The organism is Kitasatospora sp. NPDC101176 (assembly GCF_044768035.1).
Lineage (GTDB): Bacteria > Actinomycetota > Actinomycetes > Streptomycetales > Streptomycetaceae > Kitasatospora.
On record NZ_JBIWPA010000003.1, the window covers coordinates 56,130 to 77,042 of the forward strand.

At 73.4% G+C, this 20,913-nt stretch carries 16 protein-coding genes; 10 read left to right on the top strand and 6 right to left on the bottom strand.

From position 1 onward, the window contains the following. Positions 1–758 precede the first annotated feature (758 nt). The 10 genes from ACIRS1_RS05450 to ACIRS1_RS05495 all read left to right on the top strand — a co-directional run bounded on the left by ACIRS1_RS05450 (position 759) and on the right by ACIRS1_RS05495 (position 12,283). Entirely contained in the window at positions 759–2,876 is a 2,118-nt protein-coding gene (locus ACIRS1_RS05450; RefSeq protein ID WP_402836988.1) for a DUF4157 domain-containing protein, read from the top strand. Positions 2,877–2,963: 87 nt separating this feature from the next. Then, a complete protein-coding gene (locus tag ACIRS1_RS05455) occupies positions 2,964–3,413 on the top strand; it encodes a phage tail protein (protein WP_402836990.1) in 450 nt (149 codons plus the stop codon). Between the two features lie 55 nt (positions 3,414–3,468). Then, complete coding sequence (locus ACIRS1_RS05460) at positions 3,469–3,945, top strand: phage tail protein (RefSeq protein WP_402836992.1); 477 nt, start codon at positions 3,469–3,471, stop codon at positions 3,943–3,945. Between the two features lie 12 nt (positions 3,946–3,957). Further along, positions 3,958–4,722: a LysM peptidoglycan-binding domain-containing protein gene (locus ACIRS1_RS05465; RefSeq protein ID WP_402836994.1), complete on the top strand. Its 765-nt coding sequence runs from the start codon at positions 3,958–3,960 to the stop codon at positions 4,720–4,722. A gap of 4 nt (positions 4,723–4,726) precedes the next feature. Then, the gene (locus ACIRS1_RS05470; RefSeq protein ID WP_402836996.1) at positions 4,727–6,682 is read left to right on the top strand and encodes a VgrG-related protein; all 1,956 of its coding nucleotides are present in this window, start codon (positions 4,727–4,729) and stop codon (positions 6,680–6,682) included. A 9-nt stretch (positions 6,683–6,691) separates the two neighbouring features. Further along, entirely contained in the window at positions 6,692–7,111 is a 420-nt protein-coding gene (locus ACIRS1_RS05475) for a GPW/gp25 family protein (RefSeq protein ID WP_402836998.1), read from the top strand. Then, complete coding sequence (locus ACIRS1_RS05480; RefSeq protein WP_402836999.1) at positions 7,111–9,069, top strand: putative baseplate assembly protein; 1,959 nt, start codon at positions 7,111–7,113, stop codon at positions 9,067–9,069. The genes ACIRS1_RS05475 and ACIRS1_RS05480 overlap by 1 nt, the downstream gene beginning before the upstream one ends. Next, on the top strand, positions 9,066–9,605 hold the full coding sequence (locus ACIRS1_RS05485; protein ID WP_402837001.1) for a phage tail protein: 540 nt from the start codon (positions 9,066–9,068) through the stop codon (positions 9,603–9,605). The genes ACIRS1_RS05480 and ACIRS1_RS05485 overlap by 4 nt, the downstream gene beginning before the upstream one ends. Before the next feature lie 890 nt (positions 9,606–10,495). Next, positions 10,496–11,437 (top strand): NADase-type glycan-binding domain-containing protein, encoded by a 942-nt coding sequence (locus ACIRS1_RS05490; protein WP_402837003.1) that lies wholly within the window; start codon positions 10,496–10,498, stop codon positions 11,435–11,437. 153 nt (positions 11,438–11,590) lie between these two features. Beyond that, a complete protein-coding gene (locus ACIRS1_RS05495) occupies positions 11,591–12,283 on the top strand; it encodes a response regulator transcription factor (RefSeq protein ID WP_402837005.1) in 693 nt (230 codons plus the stop codon). A 35-nt stretch (positions 12,284–12,318) separates the two neighbouring features. Here ACIRS1_RS05495 and ACIRS1_RS05500 read toward each other — a convergent pair whose 3' ends face one another. From ACIRS1_RS05500 to ACIRS1_RS05525, 6 genes are all read right to left on the bottom strand, one after another. Then, positions 12,319–13,413 (bottom strand): hypothetical protein, encoded by a 1,095-nt coding sequence (locus ACIRS1_RS05500; RefSeq protein ID WP_402837007.1) that lies wholly within the window; start codon positions 13,411–13,413, stop codon positions 12,319–12,321. A gap of 73 nt (positions 13,414–13,486) precedes the next feature. Continuing rightward, the gene (locus tag ACIRS1_RS05505; RefSeq protein ID WP_402837009.1) at positions 13,487–15,085 is read right to left on the bottom strand and encodes a hypothetical protein; all 1,599 of its coding nucleotides are present in this window, start codon (positions 15,083–15,085) and stop codon (positions 13,487–13,489) included. Further along, positions 15,082–16,698: an MFS transporter gene (locus ACIRS1_RS05510; RefSeq protein WP_402837011.1), complete on the bottom strand. Its 1,617-nt coding sequence runs from the start codon at positions 16,696–16,698 to the stop codon at positions 15,082–15,084. Before ACIRS1_RS05510 ends, ACIRS1_RS05505 begins: the two co-directional genes overlap by 4 nt. Before the next feature lie 73 nt (positions 16,699–16,771). Beyond that, positions 16,772–18,274: an MFS transporter gene (locus ACIRS1_RS05515; RefSeq protein ID WP_402837013.1), complete on the bottom strand. Its 1,503-nt coding sequence runs from the start codon at positions 18,272–18,274 to the stop codon at positions 16,772–16,774. 271 nt (positions 18,275–18,545) lie between these two features. Then, positions 18,546–19,193: a response regulator gene (locus ACIRS1_RS05520; protein WP_402837015.1), complete on the bottom strand. Its 648-nt coding sequence runs from the start codon at positions 19,191–19,193 to the stop codon at positions 18,546–18,548. 167 nt (positions 19,194–19,360) lie between these two features. Then, entirely contained in the window at positions 19,361–20,884 is a 1,524-nt protein-coding gene (locus ACIRS1_RS05525; protein WP_402837017.1) for a glycoside hydrolase family 64 protein, read from the bottom strand. Between the last annotated feature and the right edge of the window lie 29 nt (positions 20,885–20,913).

The following is a 20,913-nucleotide window of genomic DNA, read 5'->3' on the forward strand; positions in this document are numbered from 1 at the left end:
CCGCCACGACACCCGAGCCCCCCGCCCACGCCCCTGCCACCGCGCCCGCAGCCGACCTGCCGCCCGCCCCGCCGCACACCGAACCGACCACACCCGTCACCGCTCCGCGGCCGACGGCGCCCCGGGTGCACCCCGGCGCCCCCGCCCGTCCGTCGGCCCCGCCCACCGGCACCGGCGGACCGCACACCGACGCCCGGCCGCACCCCGCGCTGCCGCACGCCCCGGCCCGGCCCGCCGCGACGGCCCCCGCCACGACACCCGAGCCCCCCGCCCACGCCCCTGCCACCGCGCCCGCAGCCGACCTGCCGCCCGCCCCGCCGCACACCGAACCGACCACACCCACCACCGCCGAACCGGCACCCCAGGCCAGCCCCCACGCCGCCGACCTGCCCGGGGCGGCCCCGCACACCTCGCCCCAGCCACCCGCGCCCGAACCCGCCACCCACCGAACGCCCGCCCCGCCGCGCACCGAACCGACCGCACCCGTCACCGGCGGACCGTCGGCACCCGCCCCGCCGGACGGGCACCCGCCGCTGCGCCACCGCACGCCCCGCCCCGCCGTACCGGAGCCCGAGACGGCGCGACCGGCCCGCCCCGACGCTCCCGCCCCGACCGCACCGGCCGGGGCCGCGGCAGGCCTGCGCCCGCCACTGGCGCGTCCGGAGCCCGCCGCGCCCGCGCCGGCCGTACCCGCACGACCGGCAGTCGCGCAGGCCCCCCGAGAGGCGGGCCTGCGCGCACCCCTCGTCCACCCGGCCATGCCGACCGCACCGCCTCGCGCCCCGGCCGGCCCGGCCGTCCCCCAGGACATCGCCAGCGCCTTCGCCCACCTGTACGGGGCGGACGTCTCCGACGTCCCCGTGCACCGGGGCGGCGAGACCGGGGCGCAGGCGGCACGGATGTCGGCGCGGGCGTTCACCCGGGCCGGCGAGGTGCACCTGCCCGAGGAGGCCGGCCCGATCGAGAACCCCCGGGTCCGCGGTCTGCTCGCCCACGAGCTGACCCACGCCGTGCAGCAGCGGCGCCGCGGCGGCACGCTCCCGGCCGAGAACACCCCGGTGGGCGCGGCGCTGGAGTGGGAGGCGCAGGCGGTCGAGCGCCACTTCCGCGGCGATCCCGGCGCACCCTCCCCGCAAGAGGTCCACGAGGTGGTCGAGGCGGTGGAGGCCGCCGAGTCCGGGGAGGACGGTGGCGAGCACGAGCACGCCGCGGTGGAGGGCCTGATCGGTCTGTCGTGGACGCCCGACGGCGGCATGTCGCACGGAGACGAGGGCGTCCAGCGGGCCACCGACGCGGAGTTGACGGAGGAGTTCCTGGCGGAGCTCAACGAGTACCGCTTCAAGCGCAACCTGCCGCAGATCACGGGTGAGGACGCGCTCGACGAGGAGGAGCGCGAGAAGCTGCTGATCAAGCTCCGCCGCGCGTCCTCGGGGTCGGGATCGGACGAGGCTTCCCGGGCGGCCGACCGCCCGCTGGACTGGTCGGAGTGGGCCGGCCAGACCGGCGGCCTTCTCGGCTCCGGCCTCATGCGCTCCTTCTACAACATGGACGAGGAGGAGGAGCAGGAGCAGCGGGACAGGTGGCGGGCCCGTCACCAGCGGTGGCAGAACGGCGACACCCCGGGGGCGGAGAACCTCTCCCTCACCGATCTGTCCGACGGGGGCGGCCTGCCCGGCGCCGGTGGGCCGGCCGCGGCCGCCCTGCACGGAGGAATCGCAGGCACTCCTGACGACGCCTCCCTCGACGAGCTGTCGCAGCTGCTCTACGGGCGGCTGGTCGCCCAGCTGCAGGACGAGGGTCTGCTGCCTCCCGCCCCGGCCACGGGCAAGCAGCACCCGGGGCGTCGGGTCCCCACCGCCGGGATCGGCCGCAAGCCGACCACCGCGGCCTCTGACGGGCCGACGGTGACGCCTGCGGCGGCGGGCCACCCCGCGAGCGGGTCGGGGACCGGCTCAGCCGTCGTCGACCCGCCGGCACCGGTGGTCCCCACCGGCGGCACCACGACGCCCGTCACCTCCACCGCCCCGAAGACGGCTGCGACCGGAGCATCGTCGACCAGGCCCGCGGGCACGACCGCACCCCCGACGGCTGTGACCGCACTCCGGACCTCCGCCCCGGGCCCCGGGCTCGCCGCCCCCGTCCCGAAGTCCCCCGTCACCAAGCCCGGAACCACTGCGCAGCAGACCCCGGCCGCGTCCAAGACGGTGCCGCCCCTACCCTCCAAGGGCACGGGCACGGCGACGCAGCCGACGGCCGAGCCCCTGACGGCCGCGCCTGCAGCGACACCGCCCGCGGGCCGGACCGGCACGGCCAAGCCGGCCGGGACGCCGCTACCCGCTTCCGGGGCCGCCAAGCCCACCACGACCCCGCCCGTTCCCGCCAAGACGCCCGCCGCATCCCCCACTGGGACCGCGGGCAGGAGTGCGGGCACCGCCGGCGCCAAGAAGACGGGCCTCCAGAAGGAACTGACGGACGAGGAGCGGGCCGCGCAGCGCAAGCTCGACTGGTCCGAGTGGGCCGGCCAGACCGGCAGCCTCCTCAGCTCCGGCCTCATGCGCTCGTTCTACAGCATGGACGGCGAGGAGGAGGACGAGCAGCGCGACGCCTGGCGCGACGTCGCCGAACGGCGGCGTCTGGGGGACCGGCCGGGCGCGGAGAACCTCGCGCTGACCGACCTGTCACCGACGGAGCCGGAACCCGACGAGCCGCCGAAGGCCGCCGCGGCGCCGAAGGACGCTCCCGGCCACGGCCTCCAACCCAAGGACCTCGTCGAGCACTTGGACGACGCCTCGGTCGCCGCGCTCGCGGACCGGATGTACGAACGGTTGCACGAGCGGCTTCTTTCGGACCAGACCAAGTACGAGCGCAGGAGGTAGCGGGACGACCTTCCGGTAGCCGCTGCCCCTGACGACCGTCCCACCGATGTCCCGACCACATACCGCGAACACCAAGGAGACCCCCTCATGACCATGTCCAACAGCGCGTCCCTCGCCCTGGCCAACCGGTTCCAGGTCGTCGTCGACGACGGCGCGTACGACCTCGGCGCCTGGGCCCAGGTCCAGGGCCTCGACGTCCAGTGGAAGGTCTGTGACTACCGTGCCGGTGACGCCGGCAACCAGCGCTGGTTCTTCCCGGGCTTCACCGAGTACTCCACCATCAAGCTCACCCGGGCCGCCTGCCAGGACTCGGTCCAGGTGCAGAAGTGGCTCTCCAGCAACTCGTTCAAGAGCATGAAGCACACCGGCTCGATCGTCCTGATGGATCCCGCCAACGTCAAGGTGATCTCGTGGGAGCTGCGCGACATCATGCCGGGCAAGTGGTCCATCGCGAGCTTCGAGGCCGGTGCCAGCAAAGTCGCCCTGGAGACGCTCGAGTTGCAGCACCTGGGCTTCCTCAACGACGACATCGCCTGACCGGTCCCGCGGGCCCGGGAACCTCCCGGGCGTATGACACGAGAGGAGGGACACCGTGCCCACGAGACAGTCGAAGGTGCTGGGGGCCGAGCCCCGGATCGGGCTGTCGGCCCGGTTCCGCGTCACGGTGGACGGCCTCGACCTCGGCGGCTGGAGCAGCTGCAAGGGCCTGGCGGTCAACTTCGACTGCGAGGAGCTGGAGACCGGCGGGAACTACGAGCACACGTTCCTGCTGCCCAAGCGCCTGAAGTACAGCAACATCACCCTGAGCCGGGCGATGACCGCCGAGGGCACCGCGACCGTGCACCAGTGGCTGCGCGACATCGCCGGCGACTGGATGCACAGCTACGAGGACGACTACACGCCGAACACGGCCACGATCACCCTCCTGGACTCGAGCGGCCAGACCGCGGTCCATTGCTGGACGCTGAAGGACGTGTACCCCAGGGCGTGGAAGGGCCCCGACCTCGACGCCGACAGCACCAAGGTCGCCATCGAGACCCTCGAACTGGCCCACCACGGATTTCTCTAGGAAGGACGAACCATGATCTACGGGCCCGCCCTGCTGATCTGCTACGAGGGACTGCTCAAACCGGGCAAGGGGGTCACGCCCAAGATCAACAAGGGCATGCCCGTGTTCAACATGGGCGCGGTCCCCTTCGAGTTGACGCCAGAGAACATCAGCATGTCCAAGGAGGTGCGCTCGCACGCCCACGGCAAGCGCAAGACCGGGAACTGGGGCACCGTCTTCCAGCGCAGCGAACCCACCCGCATCTCGCTGTCCGACGTCACCATCCGCGGTCTGCACACCAAGCCGCTCTGCGACCAGCTGGTCAACTGGATGACACCGGGCGGCAGTCTGCTGGGCCAGGTCGCGGGCGGTGCACAGGCCGTGCGGACGAAGGACGCGAAGGGCCGGTTCACCAACCGGCTGCCGACCCTGCTGTTCCAGTGGGGCCCGCCGTACCTGGGCTTCTGCTACACGGTGATGCTGACCAGCACCACCATCAAGTTCACCCGCTTCAACCGGGACGCCATCCCGATCCGCGCCAAGGTGAGCCTGACCATGACCGAGCAGCCGTCGGTGCTGGGCACCCTGCCCACCAACCCGACCTCGGGCGGCCTGCCGGGGCGCAGCAGTCACACCGTGACGGAGGGGGACGACCTTCCGGCGCTGGCGCTGGAGGGCTACGGCACCCCGGCGGCCTGGCGCGAGGTGGCCGAGGCCAACGGGATCGAGGATCCGCTGCGGATCCGCCCCGGCCAGGTCGTCTACCTGCCGAACCCCGACGAGTTCTCCGGGAAGTGAACCGATGAGCGACGACGTCGCGACCCCGGTCTCCGTCGACCCGCAGGTGCGGGCCGGCGGGACGACGCCGACCGACCTGAGCCAGGCGCTGTCGGAGCGGATCGTGCGGGTGGTGGTGGACAGCCACCTCCACCTCCCGGACATGTTCGAGATCACCTTCTACGAGAACGACCTGGAGGCGGGGACCGCCGCGGACGAGCCGTCGCTGCAACTCGGCTGTCACGTCGAGGTGCTGGCGGCGTCCGGTGACCATCCGACCGGGACGAGGCTGATCCTCGGGGAGATCACGGCGGTCGAGGCGGTGTGCGAGAACATGACGGTGTACACCGTCGTGCGGGGGTACGACGCGAGCCACCGGCTCCAGCGGGCCCGGCGCAGCCACGTCTACCTGAACCAGTCCGACGGGGAGATCGCGCGGCAGCTCGCCAAGGCCTCCGGTCTGACGGTCGGTGAGATCGCGAACGGCCCGTCGTCGCCGTACGTGGCGCAGACGGCGGAGAGCGACTGGGACTTCCTGCGCCGGCGGGCGACGGCCGGCGGTTTCGAGGTCGGGGTGCGGGACGGGAAGTTCTTCTTCCGCCGCACCGTGGCGTCGTCGGGCGGCGGCCCGCGGGCCCGGCTGCCCGAGCTGGTCTTCGGGGACAACCTGCTGTCGTTCCGCCCGCAGGTGAGTTCCGACACGCTCGCCCCTCAGGTGGAGGTGCGTTCGTGGCACGCGGAGACGTCGAAGGTGGTGGTCGGCCGGGCGCCGGTGCGTTCGCCGGACGCCGTGCTGGAGTCGGGGACCACCGCACAGAAGGCGGCGCAGATGTTCGCGCCGGCCGCGCTGCCGGGGGCGAAGGTGGGCGACGCGCCCGCGCCGGCCCCGGACGCCTTCGTCGTGCCGGACTGTTCGGCCGGCCCGGGGGCGGGTGCCGCGGCGGGCGCGGAGGCGGCCGCCCGGGCCGTGGCGGAGCGGCTGGCGCGCTCCCACTGCGAGGCGACCGGGTGCGTGGTCGGCGAGCCGGGGGTGGTGGCGGGGGCCGTCGTGGAGGTGTGCGGGGTGCCGCGCCAGTTCGCGGGGCGCTGGCGGATCACCCGGGCCCGGCACGTGTTCGACGAGAACGAGGGCGGCTACCGCACCCGGTTCGAGATCGGCGGCCCGGACGCGGCGGCTGGGGCCGTGGCCGACACTCGGCCCTCGCCGTCGGGGGGCCTGGTGTGCGGGCTGGTCAGCGACATCAACGACCCGGCCGGGGCCGGGCGGGTGCGGGTGCGCCTGCCGTGGCTGGCGCCGGACTTCCAGACCGACTGGGCGCGGGTGGTGCACGGTGGGGCCGGGCGGCGCGGGGGCGCCCTGCTGCTGCCGGAGGTCGGTGACGAGGTCCTGGTGGGTTACGAACTCGGTGATTCGCGAAGGCCGTTCGTGCTGGGCGGGCTGCTCAACACGAAGGCCGCCTACCACAAGGACGGTCTGGGCGGGCCGATGGTCGAGGTCAAGGGCAAGACGGCTCGGCTGGCGCGGCAGGGCCTGGTGAGCCCGTCCGGCAACCGGCTGGTGTTCATCGACAACGTCCCGGAGGCCGGGGGCAAGCCGACGCAGTCCACCGTGGTGCTGGGCACCGGGCGCGACGAGCTGGCGCTGACCATCGACCGGACGGCGAAGGCGGTCACGCTGGCCTGCCGGCCGGAGCCGGGCGGGCCGTCCGGCCTGATCCGGATCGAGTGCGCCAAGAACGGCACGGTGACCATCGAGGCCGCCAAGGGCGGGACGGTCAACGTCCGCAGCGGTTCGGACGGCACGGTCAACATCGAGGGCGGACGTGCCGTGAACGTCAAGGGCGGCAGCGGCAGCGTGTCCCTCGAGGGCGGGGACGTCCAGGTCACCGCGTCGCGCCGGCTCGCCCTGAAGAGTTCGGGCGCCGTGACCATCAGCGGCACCGCGGTCAACATCAGCGGCACGCCGATCAAGCTGAACTGAGGAGTAGTCATGTCCCAGGCCGGAGCGGCCGACTTCATCGGCGCCGGGTGGGCCTTCCCGCTGGGCGTCGACGCGACCGGGGGGATCGCCCTGGCGCGGCGCCAGCAGGAGATCGAGCAGGCGATCCACCTGATCCTGGCCACCTATCCGGGCGAGCGGCCGATGCGCCCCGCCTTCGGCTGCCGGCTGCGGGACTTCATCTTCCGTGACACCGGCGGCCAGACCAGGGCGGAGCTCGCCACCGAGGTGCGCAACGCGCTGATGAGCTGGGAGCCGCGGATCGAGGTGCACGGGGTGCACGTCAACCCCGACCCGGACGAGCCCTCGCTGCTCTACATCGACGTCCAGTACGCGATCAGGACCACCAACGACTGGCGGAACCTGGTCTTCCCGTTCTATCTGATCCCCGAGGAAGGAGGCGACTACTGATGTCACTGCCCGCTCCCGATCTCGACGACCGGCGGTTCCAGGACCTCGTCGACGACGCCAAGCGCCTGGTCATGCGGCGCTGCCCGGAATGGACCGACCACAACGTCTCCGACCCGGGCGTCACGCTCATCGAGACCTTCGCCTACATGACCGACCAGCTGCTGTACCGGCTGAACCAGGTCCCGGACCGGCTGTACCTGAAGTTCCTCGACATGCTGGGCGTCACCCTGCTGCCGCCCACGGCGGCACGGGCACCGCTGACGTTCTGGCTGACCGCACCGGCCACCACCACGCTGACACTGCCGGCCGGCACCGCGGCCTCGACGCTGCGCGGGGACACCCAGGAGCCGGTGGTCTTCTCGACCACCGAGGAACTGACCATGCCGGCCTGCCGGCTCACCCAGCTGATGACGCTGGACACCGCGGCCGGCGGGATCCAGCCCCGGGACGAACACCTGCGCCTGGACATCGACTTCCCCGCGTTCGGCGACGGCCCGCCCGCCCCCGGCGACGCCCTCCTGGTCGGGCTCAGCGACCCGGCGCCGCGCTGCATGGTCCGCCTGGAGCTGGAGTGCCACATCCAGGGCATCGGCGTGGACCCGGACTACCCGCCGCTGCGCTGGGAGGCCTGGGACGGCACCTCGTGGCGGGCCTGCGAGCTCCACGAGGACGACACCGGCGGCCTCAACCGCCCCGGTGCGGTGGTGCTGCAGCTGCCCGACCAGCACGACGCCAGCGTGCTCGACGGGCGCCGGGCCGGCTGGCTGCGGGCCGTGGTGGTTCCGGCGGCCGAGGGCATGCCCGGCTACAGCTCCTCGCCGGTGGTCGAGGCGATGACCGCGAGCGTGATCGGCGGCACCGTGCCGGCCGTCCACGCCGAGCTGGTCGAGGAGGACATCCTCGGGGTGTCGGAGGGCGTGCCCGGCCAGCAGCTGGGGCTCGCCCAGTCCCCGGTGGTGCTCAGCGCGGCCGAGCCGGTGCTGGAGATCAGCACGGCCGACGGCTGGCAGCGGTGGAGCCGGGTCGAGCACTTCGCCGGCAGCGGCCCCGAGGACCGGCACTTCCTGCTGGACGCGGCCACCGGGACCGTCCGGTTCGGGCCGGCCGTGCGCGAGGCCGACGGCGGACTGCGCCTGTTCGGGGCGACCCCCCAGCGCGACGCGACGGTGCGGTTGTGCCGCTACGCCATCGGCGGCGGGCGCAGCGGGAACGTCGAGGCCGGGGCGATCCAGTCGCTGAAGACCTCGGTGCCGTTCGTCGGCGGGGTGGAGAACCTGCGGCCGGCGCAGGGCGGGGTGGACGGCGAGACGGTCGCGGAGGTCCGGGACCGGGCCCCGCTGCTGCTGCGCACCCGGGACCGGGCGGTCACCGCGGAGGACTACGAGGTCATCGCGCGCCAGGCGGCCCCGGAGACGGCCCGGGTGCGCTGCCTTCCGGCCGGCACCGACGGGGTCCCGGCGGGTTGCGCCAAGCTGCTGATCGTGCCGTCCGTGGAGGCCAGGGAGGGGCGGATCTCCTTCGAGGAGCTGGTCCCGTCCACGGAGATGCTGGAGCGGATCGCCGCCCGGCTGGACGCGACCCGGCCGATCGGCACCACCGTCGTGGTCGAGCCGCCGCTGTACCGGGGGGTCACGGTGGTCGCCCGGGTACGGGCCGCGCTGGGCGCCGGGGCGTCCCGGGTCAGTGCCGACGTCACGCGGGCGCTGCACCGGTTCATCAACCCGATCACGGGCGGGCCCGACGGCACGGGGTGGGCCTTCGGCCGGCCGGTGCAGTCCGGTGACCTCTTCGCGGTGATCCACTCGGTGCCCGGCGTCGAGCTGATCGAGGAGATCCGGCTCTACGGCGCGAACCCGGTGACCGGCGAGCGCGGTGAGCGGACCGACCGGCTGGAGGTGGCGCCGAACAGCCTGGCGTTCTCCTACGAGCACCACATCAAGGTGGAGGAGCACGCGTGAGGGGGACGGTACCGGGCCTGGGCATCCCGTACCCGATCGGCGGACTGCTGCCGGCGGTGTACCAGGAGGACTTCTTCGCCCAGCGTTTCACCGCCGGACTGGACGAGGTGCTCGCGCCGGTCGTCTCGACGCTCGACTGCCTCGACGCCTACCTCGATCCGGCGCTGGCCCCGGCCGACTTCCTCGACTGGCTGGCCGGCTGGCTCGGGCTGGACCTGGCCGAGCACCTCACCCCGCAGCGCCGCCGGGCGCTGCTCGCCCGGGCCTGCGACCTGTACCGGGCGCGGGGCACCGCACCCGGGCTGCGTGAGCACCTGGAGCTGGTGTTCGGCGGCCGGGTGGAGGTGACGGACACCGGCGGCGTCGTCATCGGGCCGCTGCGGCCCGGGCAGGTTCCGGGCGGCTCGGCCGCGGGCCCGGCGCTGCGGGTGCGGATCGCCCCGGCCGTGGCGGTGTCCCCGCTGCTGGTGGAGGAGTTCGTCGCCCGGGTCAAGCCCGCCCACGTGACCCACGTGGTGGAGGTGCTGCAGGCGTGATGGTCTGCCGGAAGTGCGGCTTCCAGAACCACGTCTCCGACGCGTTCTGCGGCTCCTGCGGCGGCTTCCTGGAGTGGACGGGCCAGAAGGTCGCCGTGGAGGCCGACGAGGAGATCCTGGAGGAGGCCAAGGCGGAGGCCGCCAACCCGCAGCAGGGCTTCTTCCAGCGGGCGAGGCGGAACCTGTACCTGGATGTCGGCGAACGCGAACCGCTGCCCGCCGACCAGCGGCGCGCGGGTGGGCCGCCGGGGATGTCCGGGCCGCCCGGCGCCCGCCCGGGGCCGCCCGGCGCCCGCCCGGGGCCGCCGGGGGCCCGCCCCGGGGCTCCGGGGGCTCCCGCTCCGCCGGGGGCACCGGGGGCCCGCCCGCCGGGACCACCACCGCCGCCGGGGGCCCGCCCGCCGGGACCACCACCGCCGCCGGGGGGAGCGAAGCCCCCGCCTCCGCCGCCACCGCCTCCGCCTCCGCCACCGGGAGGAGCGAAGAAGCCGCCACCACCCCCACCACCGCCGGGGGGAGCGAAACCCCCGCCCTCACTGCCGCCACCACCCCCGCCGCCACCACCACCGCCGGGAGCGAAACCCCCGCCGCCACCACCGCCGGGAGCGAAACCCCCGCCGCCACCACCGCCAGGAGGGGAGAAGCCGTCCCCGCCACCACCACCGCCACCCCCACCGGGAGGAGCGAAGAAGCCGCCACCGCCGCCACCACCCCCACCGCCACCGCCACCACCGCCGCCGCCGCCACCACCACCGCCCGTGGTGGAGAAGCCGAAGCCACCACGACCGCCGGCACCGGAGGAACGGAAGGCTCCGCCACCGGCCGCCACCGCGCAGCGCCCACCGGCCGAAGGACCGGCCGAGGCATCGCCGATGCGGCCGGATTCCGTCATGCCCGGGAAGGAGCCGGTCCGCGGCACCAGTCTGACCAAGACCGTGCCCGATCCCCCGGCCAAGGACGAGCCGACCGAAGTCGTCCCCCAAGCCGCCGTACGGCGCCCGCCGGTGCGCGCACCGCACCGCACCCCGCGTCGCCGCGAGGTGGGGGACGTCCTGTGCCCCGAGTGCGGTGCCGGGAACGACCCCGGCCGCAAGTTCTGCCGAAGCTGCGGCGCCTCGCTGGAAGCGGCCGAGGTGGTCCGCCGGCCCTGGTGGCGACGGTTCGTGCCACGCCGACGGCACCTCGTCCTGAAGGCCGGGGCGCGCCCCGGCCAGCCGGGCGTCAAGAGCGCGCGCGGGCTGCCCCCGATGTCCGCCCTGGCCGGACCGGTGCGGATGGTGGCCAGCGTGGCGGCCCTGACCGTCGCGGTGCTCTACTCCGTGCACCCGCCCTTCCGGGCGGGCGTCTGGAACCAGGTGGCCACGGTGCAGAAGACGGTCAACGGGCTGGTGAACCCGAAGCTGTCCCCGGTCCATCCGATCCGTACCGTCTCCAACCTGGCACTTCCCGACCACCCCCCCGAGGCGGCGACCGAGGGCTACAGCAACACCTTCTGGGCGTTCCCCACCGACGGTGACCGTCCTGTCCTGACCCTGGAGTTCCAGCACCCGGCGCGCCTCGACGGGATGCTCGTCTACAACGGGTCGACCACCGAGTTCAAGGACTACTCACGGGTCAAGGAGATCGAGGTCTCCTACGGCAACGGGAAGTCGGAGGTCGTCGAGCTCGCCGACCACCCGGAGCGCCAGCAGATCAGGCTGCACAGCAACGGTGCGGTGAGCACGATCACCCTCACCGTGCGCTCCTACTACGACGCGCCCGGAAAACTCCAGGGTGCGCTCTCGGAGTTGGAAGCCCAGACGCAGACCAGCGGTTCCCGGATCGGCTGGTAGGGGACACGGCGGCTTCATCCGGTGCACTGCCCGATCGGACGACGGCAGCGGACCGGGAGGGGAGGAGATCATGAGTCGGACGGTCGGGCCGGTGGGTCCGGGCAGCCCGCTGGGGCCGTCCTCCACCACGTGGACACAGGAGCAGCAGGTCAGATGACCCATGTTTTGATCATCGAGCCCGACGCCGGTACCAGGAGCGGCCTGGAGGGGGCGCTGCAGCAGCTCAGTTACCGCGTCTCCAGCGCCGGTTCGGGGCAGGCCGGTCTGTCCCAGGTCATCGAGGAGAGTCCGGACGTGGTGATCCTCGGACTGGACCTGCCCGACATGAACGGGCTCCAGGTGTTGAGGATGCTCCGCTCGGTGGTGCAGCTTCCCATCGTGACCGCCGTCCCCAGGACGGAGGAGGGCTTGGCGGTGCAGGCGCTGCGGGCCGGGGCGGACGACTCGCTGGAGAAGCCGTTCTCGATGCGGCTGGTGGACGCACGGCTGACCGCACTGATGCGGCGGTGCCGGGTGGAGGAGCCGCCGGCGCAGGTCACCGTGGGCGACCTGACCGTGGACGTCCAGGCGCACACCGCCAGTCTGGCCGGACGGCCGCTGGAACTGCGGCCGATGGAGTTCCGGCTGCTCGCCCACCTCGCCGCGAACGCCGACCGGGTGATCAGCAAGACCGAGCTGCGCCAGCAGGTCTGGGACAGCGCCTACACCACCAGCAAGACCATCGACGTCCACCTGTGCTGGCTTCGGCGGCAGTTGGGCGAGACGGCGGCCCGGCCGCGGTACCTGCACAGCGTGCGGCGGGTCGGCGTGCGGCTCAGTGCGCCGACGGGCACCGACATGGCCTGAGCCACGCGGCGCCCGTTCCTCCCGGTGGTACCCGTTCAGCCCCCGGGGAGGGACACGAGGAGGTCGGCGCCCTCGAATCGGGGCACGATGGCGCCGTTGGTGCTTTCCAGCAGGATCTTGCCCGTGTCCCTGCGTGCTTCGAGCCCCAATATCGGGGCGTCGCCCAGGGAGAGGGACCAACTGATCCCGGCGGTCTCGCGGGTGTTGTCCCGGGGGGCGTGGAAGTAGAAGAAGAGCGCGGCCTCCTCCTTGAACGGAAGTAACACCATGTCGATCTCCACCTGGAGGTCTGCGACACCGAGCCCGGGTGAGCGGTCAGGCGGCTGCCCTACCGCCGAACGGAACCTGTCCCACCGCGACGCGGACTTCTCACGCGGGTGGGTGGTGGAGAGGCCGACCCACCGTACCCTTCCGCGGACGTGGACCCGGCTACCAGGGATCGATCCCTGGCCCAGGGATATCGTCACCGGTACGTTCAAGGAGAATTCCGCGGTGGAGCGTGTTCCCTCCCGTTTCTCCGTGCTCCTGCCTCGGCGCGCCAGTTCCGCGAACCGCGCCGTGGTCGAGCGCACCGGTGCGAACCCGCGGATCTCCATACCGCCGCGCGAGAGGTCCCGGGAGCCCGCCATTCCGGCCGCCGTCCGCTGCTCCGGCGCGAGCTTCTTGATCTCCTCGACGCCTGCCAGGTAGGCGTCGTCGTAGCGCTTCCGTTGGGCCCGCCACTTCTCGAAGAGAACTCGACGATGGTCGTGCTCGACGAACAGCTCGACCGGGTTGTAGCGGGGGTTCGACTTGAAGTGGGCCAACCACTCTCCTTGGATGGCTTTCTCGGCCTTCAGCGCCTCCTCGACACGTGACACGGCCGGCCGGGTCTTGGAGCGGACGACGGCGTCGGTGAAGTAGTTGCCGAATTCCGCGAGCGAGGCGTTCTGCAGATTCGACCGGATGTAGCGCCAGTCCCCGCCCGCACCGCCGAACACCTGAATGATGGTCACGACGGCCCGCACACAACGGAATTCAGCGGCTTCGAGGACCCCCTGGTCGGGCTCCGTCCCAGAGGAACGGAGGAATTCTTTGTACGGCCCCTTGGCGTAGCTGAGGCACTTCTCCCAGTCGATCAGCTCGGGCACGGGAATGTCTACGGGTGCAGCCAACGGGGGGTTCCTCTCAGCGGTGTGCGGTCCGGATGTACGGGCGGGCGGGTCAGCTGGCCGTCACTCCGCTGCTGACCATGAGCTCGATGTCCCCCGGCAGGCCCTCACCCCGCAGGACACGACGTACGACGTCCTCGATGGTCTCCGGCCGTCCGGCGGCCGCGCCCCCCGGCACCGGCCGGTCGGATGTGTCGACGGGCCGGACCTGGGCCGGGGTCGGGTACACCTCCCCCACCGGGGCCGCCCAGGCCGCGGTCTTCGTCCCGTCCTCGTCGGCGGCCCGCGTGGTGGGGCCGTGCCAGGCCGCCAGCACGGCGCGGTCGAAGTCCGGCACCGGGGACAGGCCGCCCCGGAACAGGGCGAGGTAGTCGAGGGTGGCCTGCCAGCCGGGCTGCGCCCGGACCACCTCGGCCGCCCACCCGTCCCAGTCCCTCGACGGGGCCGCCGGCGGCTCGTGCCACCGGGCGAGGGTCTCCAGGTAGGTCAGCGAGTCCTCGAAGGGCAGGGCCGACTTCAGCCATCTCTCGGCCCGCAGCCATTCCTCGCGCAGGGCGCGGTGCCAGTGGCCGGTCTCCAGCCGCCAGCCGGGGCAGTACCGTTCGACGACCGCGGTGAAGATCCGGCCGGGTTCGCCGTCGAAGGCCGCCGAGGGGACGGCGAGGTACCACTCGCGCCAGTCCGCACCGGCGGAGGGGGGCGCCTGCCCCGCGCGGCAGACCGCGCTGACGAGGTCCGCGAACTCGGTGAACTCGTGCCGGTGGCCGGCCTGGTCGACGAAGTCGCCGAAGTGGGCGGAGCCGAGCCAGTCCTCGGCCGCCGTCCACTCGGCGACCAGGGCGGCGTGGAGCCCGGCGGGCAGGAAGTCCCCTCCGGAGGAGCGTTCCAGGACGTACGCCAGGCGCTGGGCGAACTCCGTGCGCTGCACCTGGTCGGGCAGCCTGACGTGCCGCTCCCGCCAGTTCTCGCCCGCCTCGGGCCGGGGCAGTCCGACCTGCAGCGACGCGTCCACCACGACGGCGAAGTCCGCGAACCAGTAGTCGTACCCGGCCTCCCGGAAGTACTCCTCGAGACGCGTGGCCGTGGTGCCGGATCCGGCGGGCTGCTCACGGTGGCCGTCCTGTTCGGCGGGGTCCCCGAAGTACGCCTGCTGGTCGACGGACCCGCCGAAGTACGCCTGCTGTCCGGCGAAGTCGGCCGGGTACGCCTGCTGGTCGACGGACCCGCCGAAATACCCCTGCTGGCCCGCGAAGTCGGCCGGGTACGCCTGCCGGCCGACGGACCCGCCGAAATACCCCTGCTGGCCCGCGAAGTCGCCCGGGTACGCCTGCCGGCCGGCGAGCCCGGCGGCGTTCGCCCCCGCGAGCCGCTCCTCGGCCATCGTCCACTCGGCGGCCAGGGAGTCGTGGAGCCCGCCGGGAGGCAGGAGGTCGCCCCCGCAGAAGCGCGCCAGGACGTCGGCCAGCCACTGGGCGAACTCCGTCCACTGCACCTCGTCGGGCAGCCTGTCGTGCCGCTCCCGCCAGTTCTCCCCCACCTCGGGCCGGAGCAGCCCCGCCCGCACGGACGCGTCCACCAGCGCGACGAAGTCCTCGAAGCGGTAGTCGAGGTACCCGGCTTCCCGGAAGTACTCCTCAAGACGTACCGTCATGGCACCGGGCTCCTCTCCGCTTCCGTGCGGCGCGGGCCGCCCGCGCCGGCGTCACGCGTGTCCGGCCGCGGGGCCGGAAGTCCTGCCGTGGCGGCGAGGCGCACGGACCGGGGTGACATCAGCCGCCACACGACGCCCGCGGCGGCCAGCAGCAGGGCGGCGGCCAGCCAGGAGGCGGTGGCCAGCCCGTCGAGGAAGGCGTGGTGGGCGCCGGCCAGCAGCCGGGGGGCGAGTTCCGCGGCGGCGGGCGCGGCGTGCACGGCGCCGCCGAGCGACTCGTGGGCGCCGTGGACCAGGTCGGGCGGCAGGCCGTCCGGCAGGTCGAGGGTGCCGCGGTAGACGGCGGTGAGGACGGAGCCGGTCAGGGCCACCCCCAGGCCGCAGCCCAGTTCGTAGGCGCTCTCGGTGACGGCGGCGGCCGCGCCCGACTTCTCCGGCGGCGAGTAGGCCAGCACGAGTTCGGTGGCCAGGGTGTAGACCAGGCCCTCGGCGACGCCGACGGCCAGGAACACCGTGCCGAGCAGCGCGTAGCCGCCGGTGTCGGTGGCCCGGCCCACGGCGGCCAGGGCGACGCCCATCAGGAGCAGCCCGGCGGTCATGGTGGCGCGCGCGCCGGCCCGGCGGACGAGGCGGCTGGTCAGGAGTCCGCCCGCCACCGCGCCGGCGAAGGCCGGGAGTTCGACCAGGCAGGCCCGCAACGGCGAGAGTCCGCGCAGCAGTTGCAGGTACTGGGAGAGGCAGAAGACCACGCCGGCCAGGCCGACCAGGGCGGTCAGGGCGGCCAGGGCCGCCGCGGTGAACCGGGGGTCCCGGAAGAGCCGCAGGTCCAGCAGCGGTACGGGCAGCCGGGCCTGGCGGCGGGCGAAGAGCACCAGGGCGAGGGCTCCGAGGACGGCGGCGGCCGGGACGTCCGGGCGCAGCGGGCCGTGTGCGGCCGCCTCCTTCACGGCGTAGACGAGGGCGAAGATCCCGATGGCCGAGAGCGCGACGCTGCGCAGGTCCCACGGGCCGGGGGCCGGGTCGCGGGACTCCGGGAGGAGCCGGGCGCCGAGGACGATCAGCAGGGCCATGACCGGCAGGTTGATCAGGAAGACCGAGCCCCACCAGAAGTGTTCGAGCAGGAGTCCTCCGACCAGGGGCCCGAGGGCGGCGCCTCCGGCGGCGGCCGCGCCCCACAGGCCGATGGCGGTGGCGCGTTCCCGGGGTTGCGGGAAGATCGTGCGGATCAGGGACAGGGTGGACGGCATGACGGTGGCGCCGGCCACGCCCAGCAGGGCCCGGGCGGCGATGAGCTGGCCGGGGCCGTGCGCGTAGGCGGCCAGCAGCGAGGCGGCGCCGAAGCCGGCGGCGCCCATCAGCAGGACGCGTTTGCGTCCGACGCGGTCGCCGAGCGCTCCCATGGCGATCAGCAGGGCGCCCAGGACGAAGGAGTAGACGTCGCCGATCCACAGCAGCTGGGGGCCGCTGGGGTTGAGGTCCTGGCTGATGCCGGGCACGGCCAGGGAGAGCACGCTGGCGTCCACGGAGACCAGCAGGACGGCCAGGACGAGGACGGCCAGGGCCGTCCAGCGGGTGCGGTCCCCGGCCGCCGCGGGTGCGGGTCGGGTGGTCATGACGCGCTCCCGTCCGCGGCCCGGGGGAGGTGCCCGTACCGCGCCGGTCGCGGGCGCGGCACGGTGTGCCGGGTCATGATCCGCTGCCGGGCGTCCCGGCCCGGGCCTGGTCGGGGTCGGGAGTGGGGTCGCCCTGGCGCGTGGCTGCGGCGGGCGTGGCGTCGGGGGCACCACGGCGGATCGCGAACGGCACCGCGGCGGCGAGCAGGCAGACCGTCGCGCCGATCAGCCACGCGTGGCGGTAGGCGTCGAGGGTGGGGAGCTCCAGCGGGGCGGGCAGGCCCGGGATCGTGTCGCCGGTCAGCACGGCGCCCAGGACGGAGGTGCCGATCGCGCCGCCGACCGTGCGTAGCACGGCGTTCATGCCGTTGGCGATGCCGCTCTGGTCGGGTTCCACGGCGGAGTTGATGTAGGCGGGCATGGCGGAGAAGGCGAGGCCGAGTCCGGTTCCGAAGATCGCGCAGGCCAGGTAGACGTCGCTCTCGTGGCCGTGTTCGAAGGCCAGGTAGTACAGGCCGGCGGCGGCCAGCAGGCCGCCGGCGACCAGGGGCGGGCGGGGGCCGTAGCGGGTGATCAGCCAGCTGCCGACGGGGGCTCCGGCCAGGCTTCCGGCGGCCGCGGGGAGGACGAGGATGCCGGCGTGCAGGATGGTGGCGCCGAAGCCGTAGTGGGTGATCCGCTCCGGTGTCTGGACGAAGTTGCTGACCACCATGAACGTGCCGTACATGCCGAAGCCGATCAGTGCGCCGCTGAGGTTGGTGAAGGCCACGGCGGGCTTGGCCATCATGCGCATGTCCACCAGGGGGTGCTGTGCCCGGTTCTCGACGAGCACCCAGGCGAGCAGCAGGACGGCGGCGAGGGCGAACAGGGCCAGGGTGCGGGTGGAGGTCCAGCCCCAGGAGTTGCCCTGGCTGACGGCGACGAGGAGCGCGACGAGCCATCCGGCGAGGGTGAGGACGCCCAGCGGGTCGGCGCCGCCCGTGACGTCGCCGGCGGGCTTGGCCGGGACGAGGAGCAGTACCAGCGCCATCGCCAGCAGTCCGATGGCCAGGCCGAACCAGAAGATGGACTGGTAGCTCCAGTGCTCGGTGAGGACGCCGGCGGCGACCAGGCCGAGTCCGGAGCCGACGCCGAGGGTGGCGCTGATCAGTGCCATCCCGCCGGTGACCCGGTCCGCGGGCAGTTCGTCGCGCACGACCGCGATGGCGAGCGGGAGGACGCCGCCGGCGAGGCCCTGCAGCACGCGGGCGACGATCAGCAGCGCGAAGGAGTGCGTGGTGACGGCCAGCAGCGAGCCCGCGACCAGGCCGCCGAGGGAGACCAGCAGGACGGGGCGCCGGCCGCGCAGGTCGCCGATCCGGCCCAGCAGCGGGGTGAAGACGGCGGCGGAGAGCAGGTTCGCCGTCATCAGCCAGGTGACGGTCGACGACGGGCGGTGGAATTCCTGCGCCAGCAGGGGCAGCACCGGGACGACCGCCGTCTGCACGATCGTGTACGCGAGCATGGCCAGCACCAGGGCCGGCATCACGCGGCGTCCCCCCGTTCCGGACGGGGCGGGGGACGATTCGGGCTTCATGGGTCTCCTCGGTGACGGTCCTGCGGCGGTGCGTCGGCGTGAAGCGGCCGGGCATGACGGCGGCGGGGCCAGGCCGGGGAGTGCCGGCTACGGGCCGCTCGCGCGACCGGTTCATCAAATCCCGCAGGTCAGCGCCCCGCCATGGCCGATCGGGCAGCCGATCGGGCACAACGCCGCTCCCCGGGCCGGGCGGGTCGTGGAACGACGGAACCCCCGACCGGCGGGGTCGGGGGTTCCGGGGAGACGTCGTGGTGGGCGACGGGCGGGGCGGTTACTCGAGCAGTCCCCGGCGCATGCCCTCGGCGACGGCGGCGGCGCGGTCGGAGACGCCGAGCTTGGTGTAGAGCCGCTGGGCGTGGCTCTTCACGGTGCTCGGGGCCAGGAAGAGCCGGCCGGCGACGTCCGGGATGCTGAGGCCGTCGGCGAACAGGGTCAGCACCTCGCGTTCCCGGTCGCTCAGGATCGGGGTGTCGTCGGCGCGGCGGATGCGGATCTCGCCGGCCAGTCCCGCGGCCAGCTCGGGCGGGATGACGGTGGCGCCGGAGGCCACCTGGGAGACCGCTTCGACGATCTTGCCGCGGGGGGCGTCCTTGAGGACGTAGCCGGCGGCCCCCTCCTGGATGGCCTTGAAGACGAGGCTGCTCTCCTCGAAGGCGGTGAGCAGGAGCACCCGGGTGGGCAGGCCGTCGCGGACGACCGCGTGCACGACCGCGATGCCGTCGAGGTCGGGCATCTGGTAGTCGACGACCGCGACCTGCGGGCTGTGCTCGGCGATCGCCTTCAGGGCGCCGCGTCCGGAGTCCGCCTCGGCGACCACCTCGATCCGACCGCTCATGGTGAGGGCCCGCCGCACCCCCTCCCGGTAGAGCGGGTGGTCGTCGGCCAGGACCACGCTGATCATCTCGTTGAGTGCGCCCATGTCCGTCTCTCTCGCGGGGTGGCCACGGGCGCGGGGAGGGCGGCGTCGCTGCCGGCCCGCCCCGGCACCCGCGGCACCTGGGTAAACGTTTCCTCACCCTGAGGCTAACGCCTCCGAAGGGCGACGACGCGACACGCGGTTCGCGGCTGCGGCACGGGTAGCGGCCGCTACCAGCCGATCCCGATGGTCAGCCGGGTCGGCGGGTCGGCGTTCGGAAGGATCTTGACCGAGCTCTGGTCGTTGACGTCGTCGTAGGCGAAGCCGTACGTGCGGTGGTCGACGGAGATCTGGTGGAAGAAGTCCGAGTAGTCGTTGGCCGGGGTGTTCGCCGGGTAGTACGACGGGTCCGTGTGCCACTTGGAGGTGTCGGAGGCGACCCCGCGGTTGAACGCGGCGCAGAACTCGGCTCCGAGTTCGAGTTCGGTGGTGTTCATGCCCTGGGAGGCGAGGGCTCCGGAGCACTGCACGACGTCCTGGGTGGTCGGCTCGCGCAGGGTGAAGCCGTCCTTGCCGTCCTTGGCGAAGTGCAGCAGGCCGTCGTCGCCGACCCGCCCGGTGAACGTCTGGCCGGAACGCGTCAGCGTGAACTGCTGGTTGCGGTACTCGGACCAGACGTCGTCGATCTGCTTCTTCAGGTAGTCGCCCTGCGCGGCGCCGGCGGCGAACTGCCCGGCCGAGCGCGGTGCGAGGATCCGGTACTGGTCGGCCAGGCCCTTGAACGCCGGGCCGACGGCGTTCGCGTACTGGGCGTACACCTGGGCCCGGGACTCGGTGATGCCCACCTTCTGGTCGAAGTGCGACTCCTGCTGTTCCAGGCGGGCGGTCATCGGGAAGCCGAACATGTCGACCTGGGTGGTGTTGCCGCCGAAGGGGATCACCCCGTGCTGGTAGGTGAACTCGTACCAGTCGAAGAACACGTCCGCGTTGGGGTCGCCGGGGTTGTGCAGGTCCGGGCCGGCCCAGCCCTTGTCGTCGGGCGAGATCCCCAGGTACATCGGTGCACCGAGCGAGACGTAGGCCCGGCCGCCCTCCAGGTGGTCGGGCAGGGTCACCTGGTGGTCCTTCGCCTGGGCGAGGGTGAAGGACATCGCGGCGTAGTCGTGCCCGTTCTTGGTGAGATGGCCGGGGGCCTTCTCCTCGTCGTGGTCGATCGGTGCCAGGGTCCCGTCCGGTTTGAGGTAGGACCACCGGCCGGGCTCCCGCTGGCCGAGGACGGTCACCCAGATCTGGTCGTCCCGCCAGGCGCCCTTGGTGTCGTTGCTGAACACCAGGGGGAAGGTGCCCGATCCCTGGTCGCCGTGCCCGGGGTCGGTGAAGTGCGAGGTGTCCTGGACGAGGCGGTCGTCTCCGTAGGTGAACCAGTAGCCGACCTTCGCCGCGGCCGGTGGGGCGGGCACCGTCTTCGTCCAGTGCCTGCCGTCGCTCGAGTCCATCCGCAGGTCCTGCTGGCCCGTGCCGTTCTGCGTGTAGTGGACGTCCACCAGGCCGACCGGCACGTCGGAGGCGAAGGCGAACGACAGCTTCCCGTCGGCGACGTCGGCGCTCTGCCGGTAGGGCGCCGGGTCCGCAGCCGGGTCCGCACGGGACGCGGGTGCGGCGGCCTCGGCGGTGGCCAGCACGACGGCCGCCACCAGGGCGGTCCTGGCGAGCAGGGATCGGTAGCGGGCGGGGCGGGCTTGGGCGACGGTCACGGATCTCCTCGCGGATCGTCCTGGCGGGT

What these genes read in the sequence shown, in the direction of transcription:
- ACIRS1_RS05450 (WP_402836988.1), top strand. Translation starts at nt 759, where the DNA reads ATGCCGACCGCACCGCCTCGCGCCCCGGCCGGCCCGGCCGTCCCCCAG.
- ACIRS1_RS05455 (WP_402836990.1), top strand. Translation starts at nt 2,964, where the DNA reads ATGACCATGTCCAACAGCGCGTCCCTCGCCCTGGCCAACCGGTTCCAG.
- ACIRS1_RS05465 (WP_402836994.1), top strand. Translation starts at nt 3,958, where the DNA reads ATGATCTACGGGCCCGCCCTGCTGATCTGCTACGAGGGACTGCTCAAA.
- ACIRS1_RS05470 (WP_402836996.1), top strand. Translation starts at nt 4,727, where the DNA reads ATGAGCGACGACGTCGCGACCCCGGTCTCCGTCGACCCGCAGGTGCGG.
- ACIRS1_RS05475 (WP_402836998.1), top strand. Translation starts at nt 6,692, where the DNA reads ATGTCCCAGGCCGGAGCGGCCGACTTCATCGGCGCCGGGTGGGCCTTC.
- ACIRS1_RS05480 (WP_402836999.1), top strand. Translation starts at nt 7,111, where the DNA reads ATGTCACTGCCCGCTCCCGATCTCGACGACCGGCGGTTCCAGGACCTC.
- ACIRS1_RS05490 (WP_402837003.1), top strand. Translation starts at nt 10,496, where the DNA reads ATGCCCGGGAAGGAGCCGGTCCGCGGCACCAGTCTGACCAAGACCGTG.
- ACIRS1_RS05495 (WP_402837005.1), top strand. Translation starts at nt 11,591, where the DNA reads ATGACCCATGTTTTGATCATCGAGCCCGACGCCGGTACCAGGAGCGGC.
- ACIRS1_RS05505 (WP_402837009.1), bottom strand. Translation starts at nt 15,085, where the DNA reads ATGACGGTACGTCTTGAGGAGTACTTCCGGGAAGCCGGGTACCTCGAC.
- ACIRS1_RS05510 (WP_402837011.1), bottom strand. Translation starts at nt 16,698, where the DNA reads ATGACCACCCGACCCGCACCCGCGGCGGCCGGGGACCGCACCCGCTGG.
- ACIRS1_RS05515 (WP_402837013.1), bottom strand. Translation starts at nt 18,274, where the DNA reads ATGAAGCCCGAATCGTCCCCCGCCCCGTCCGGAACGGGGGGACGCCGC.
- ACIRS1_RS05520 (WP_402837015.1), bottom strand. Translation starts at nt 19,193, where the DNA reads ATGGGCGCACTCAACGAGATGATCAGCGTGGTCCTGGCCGACGACCAC.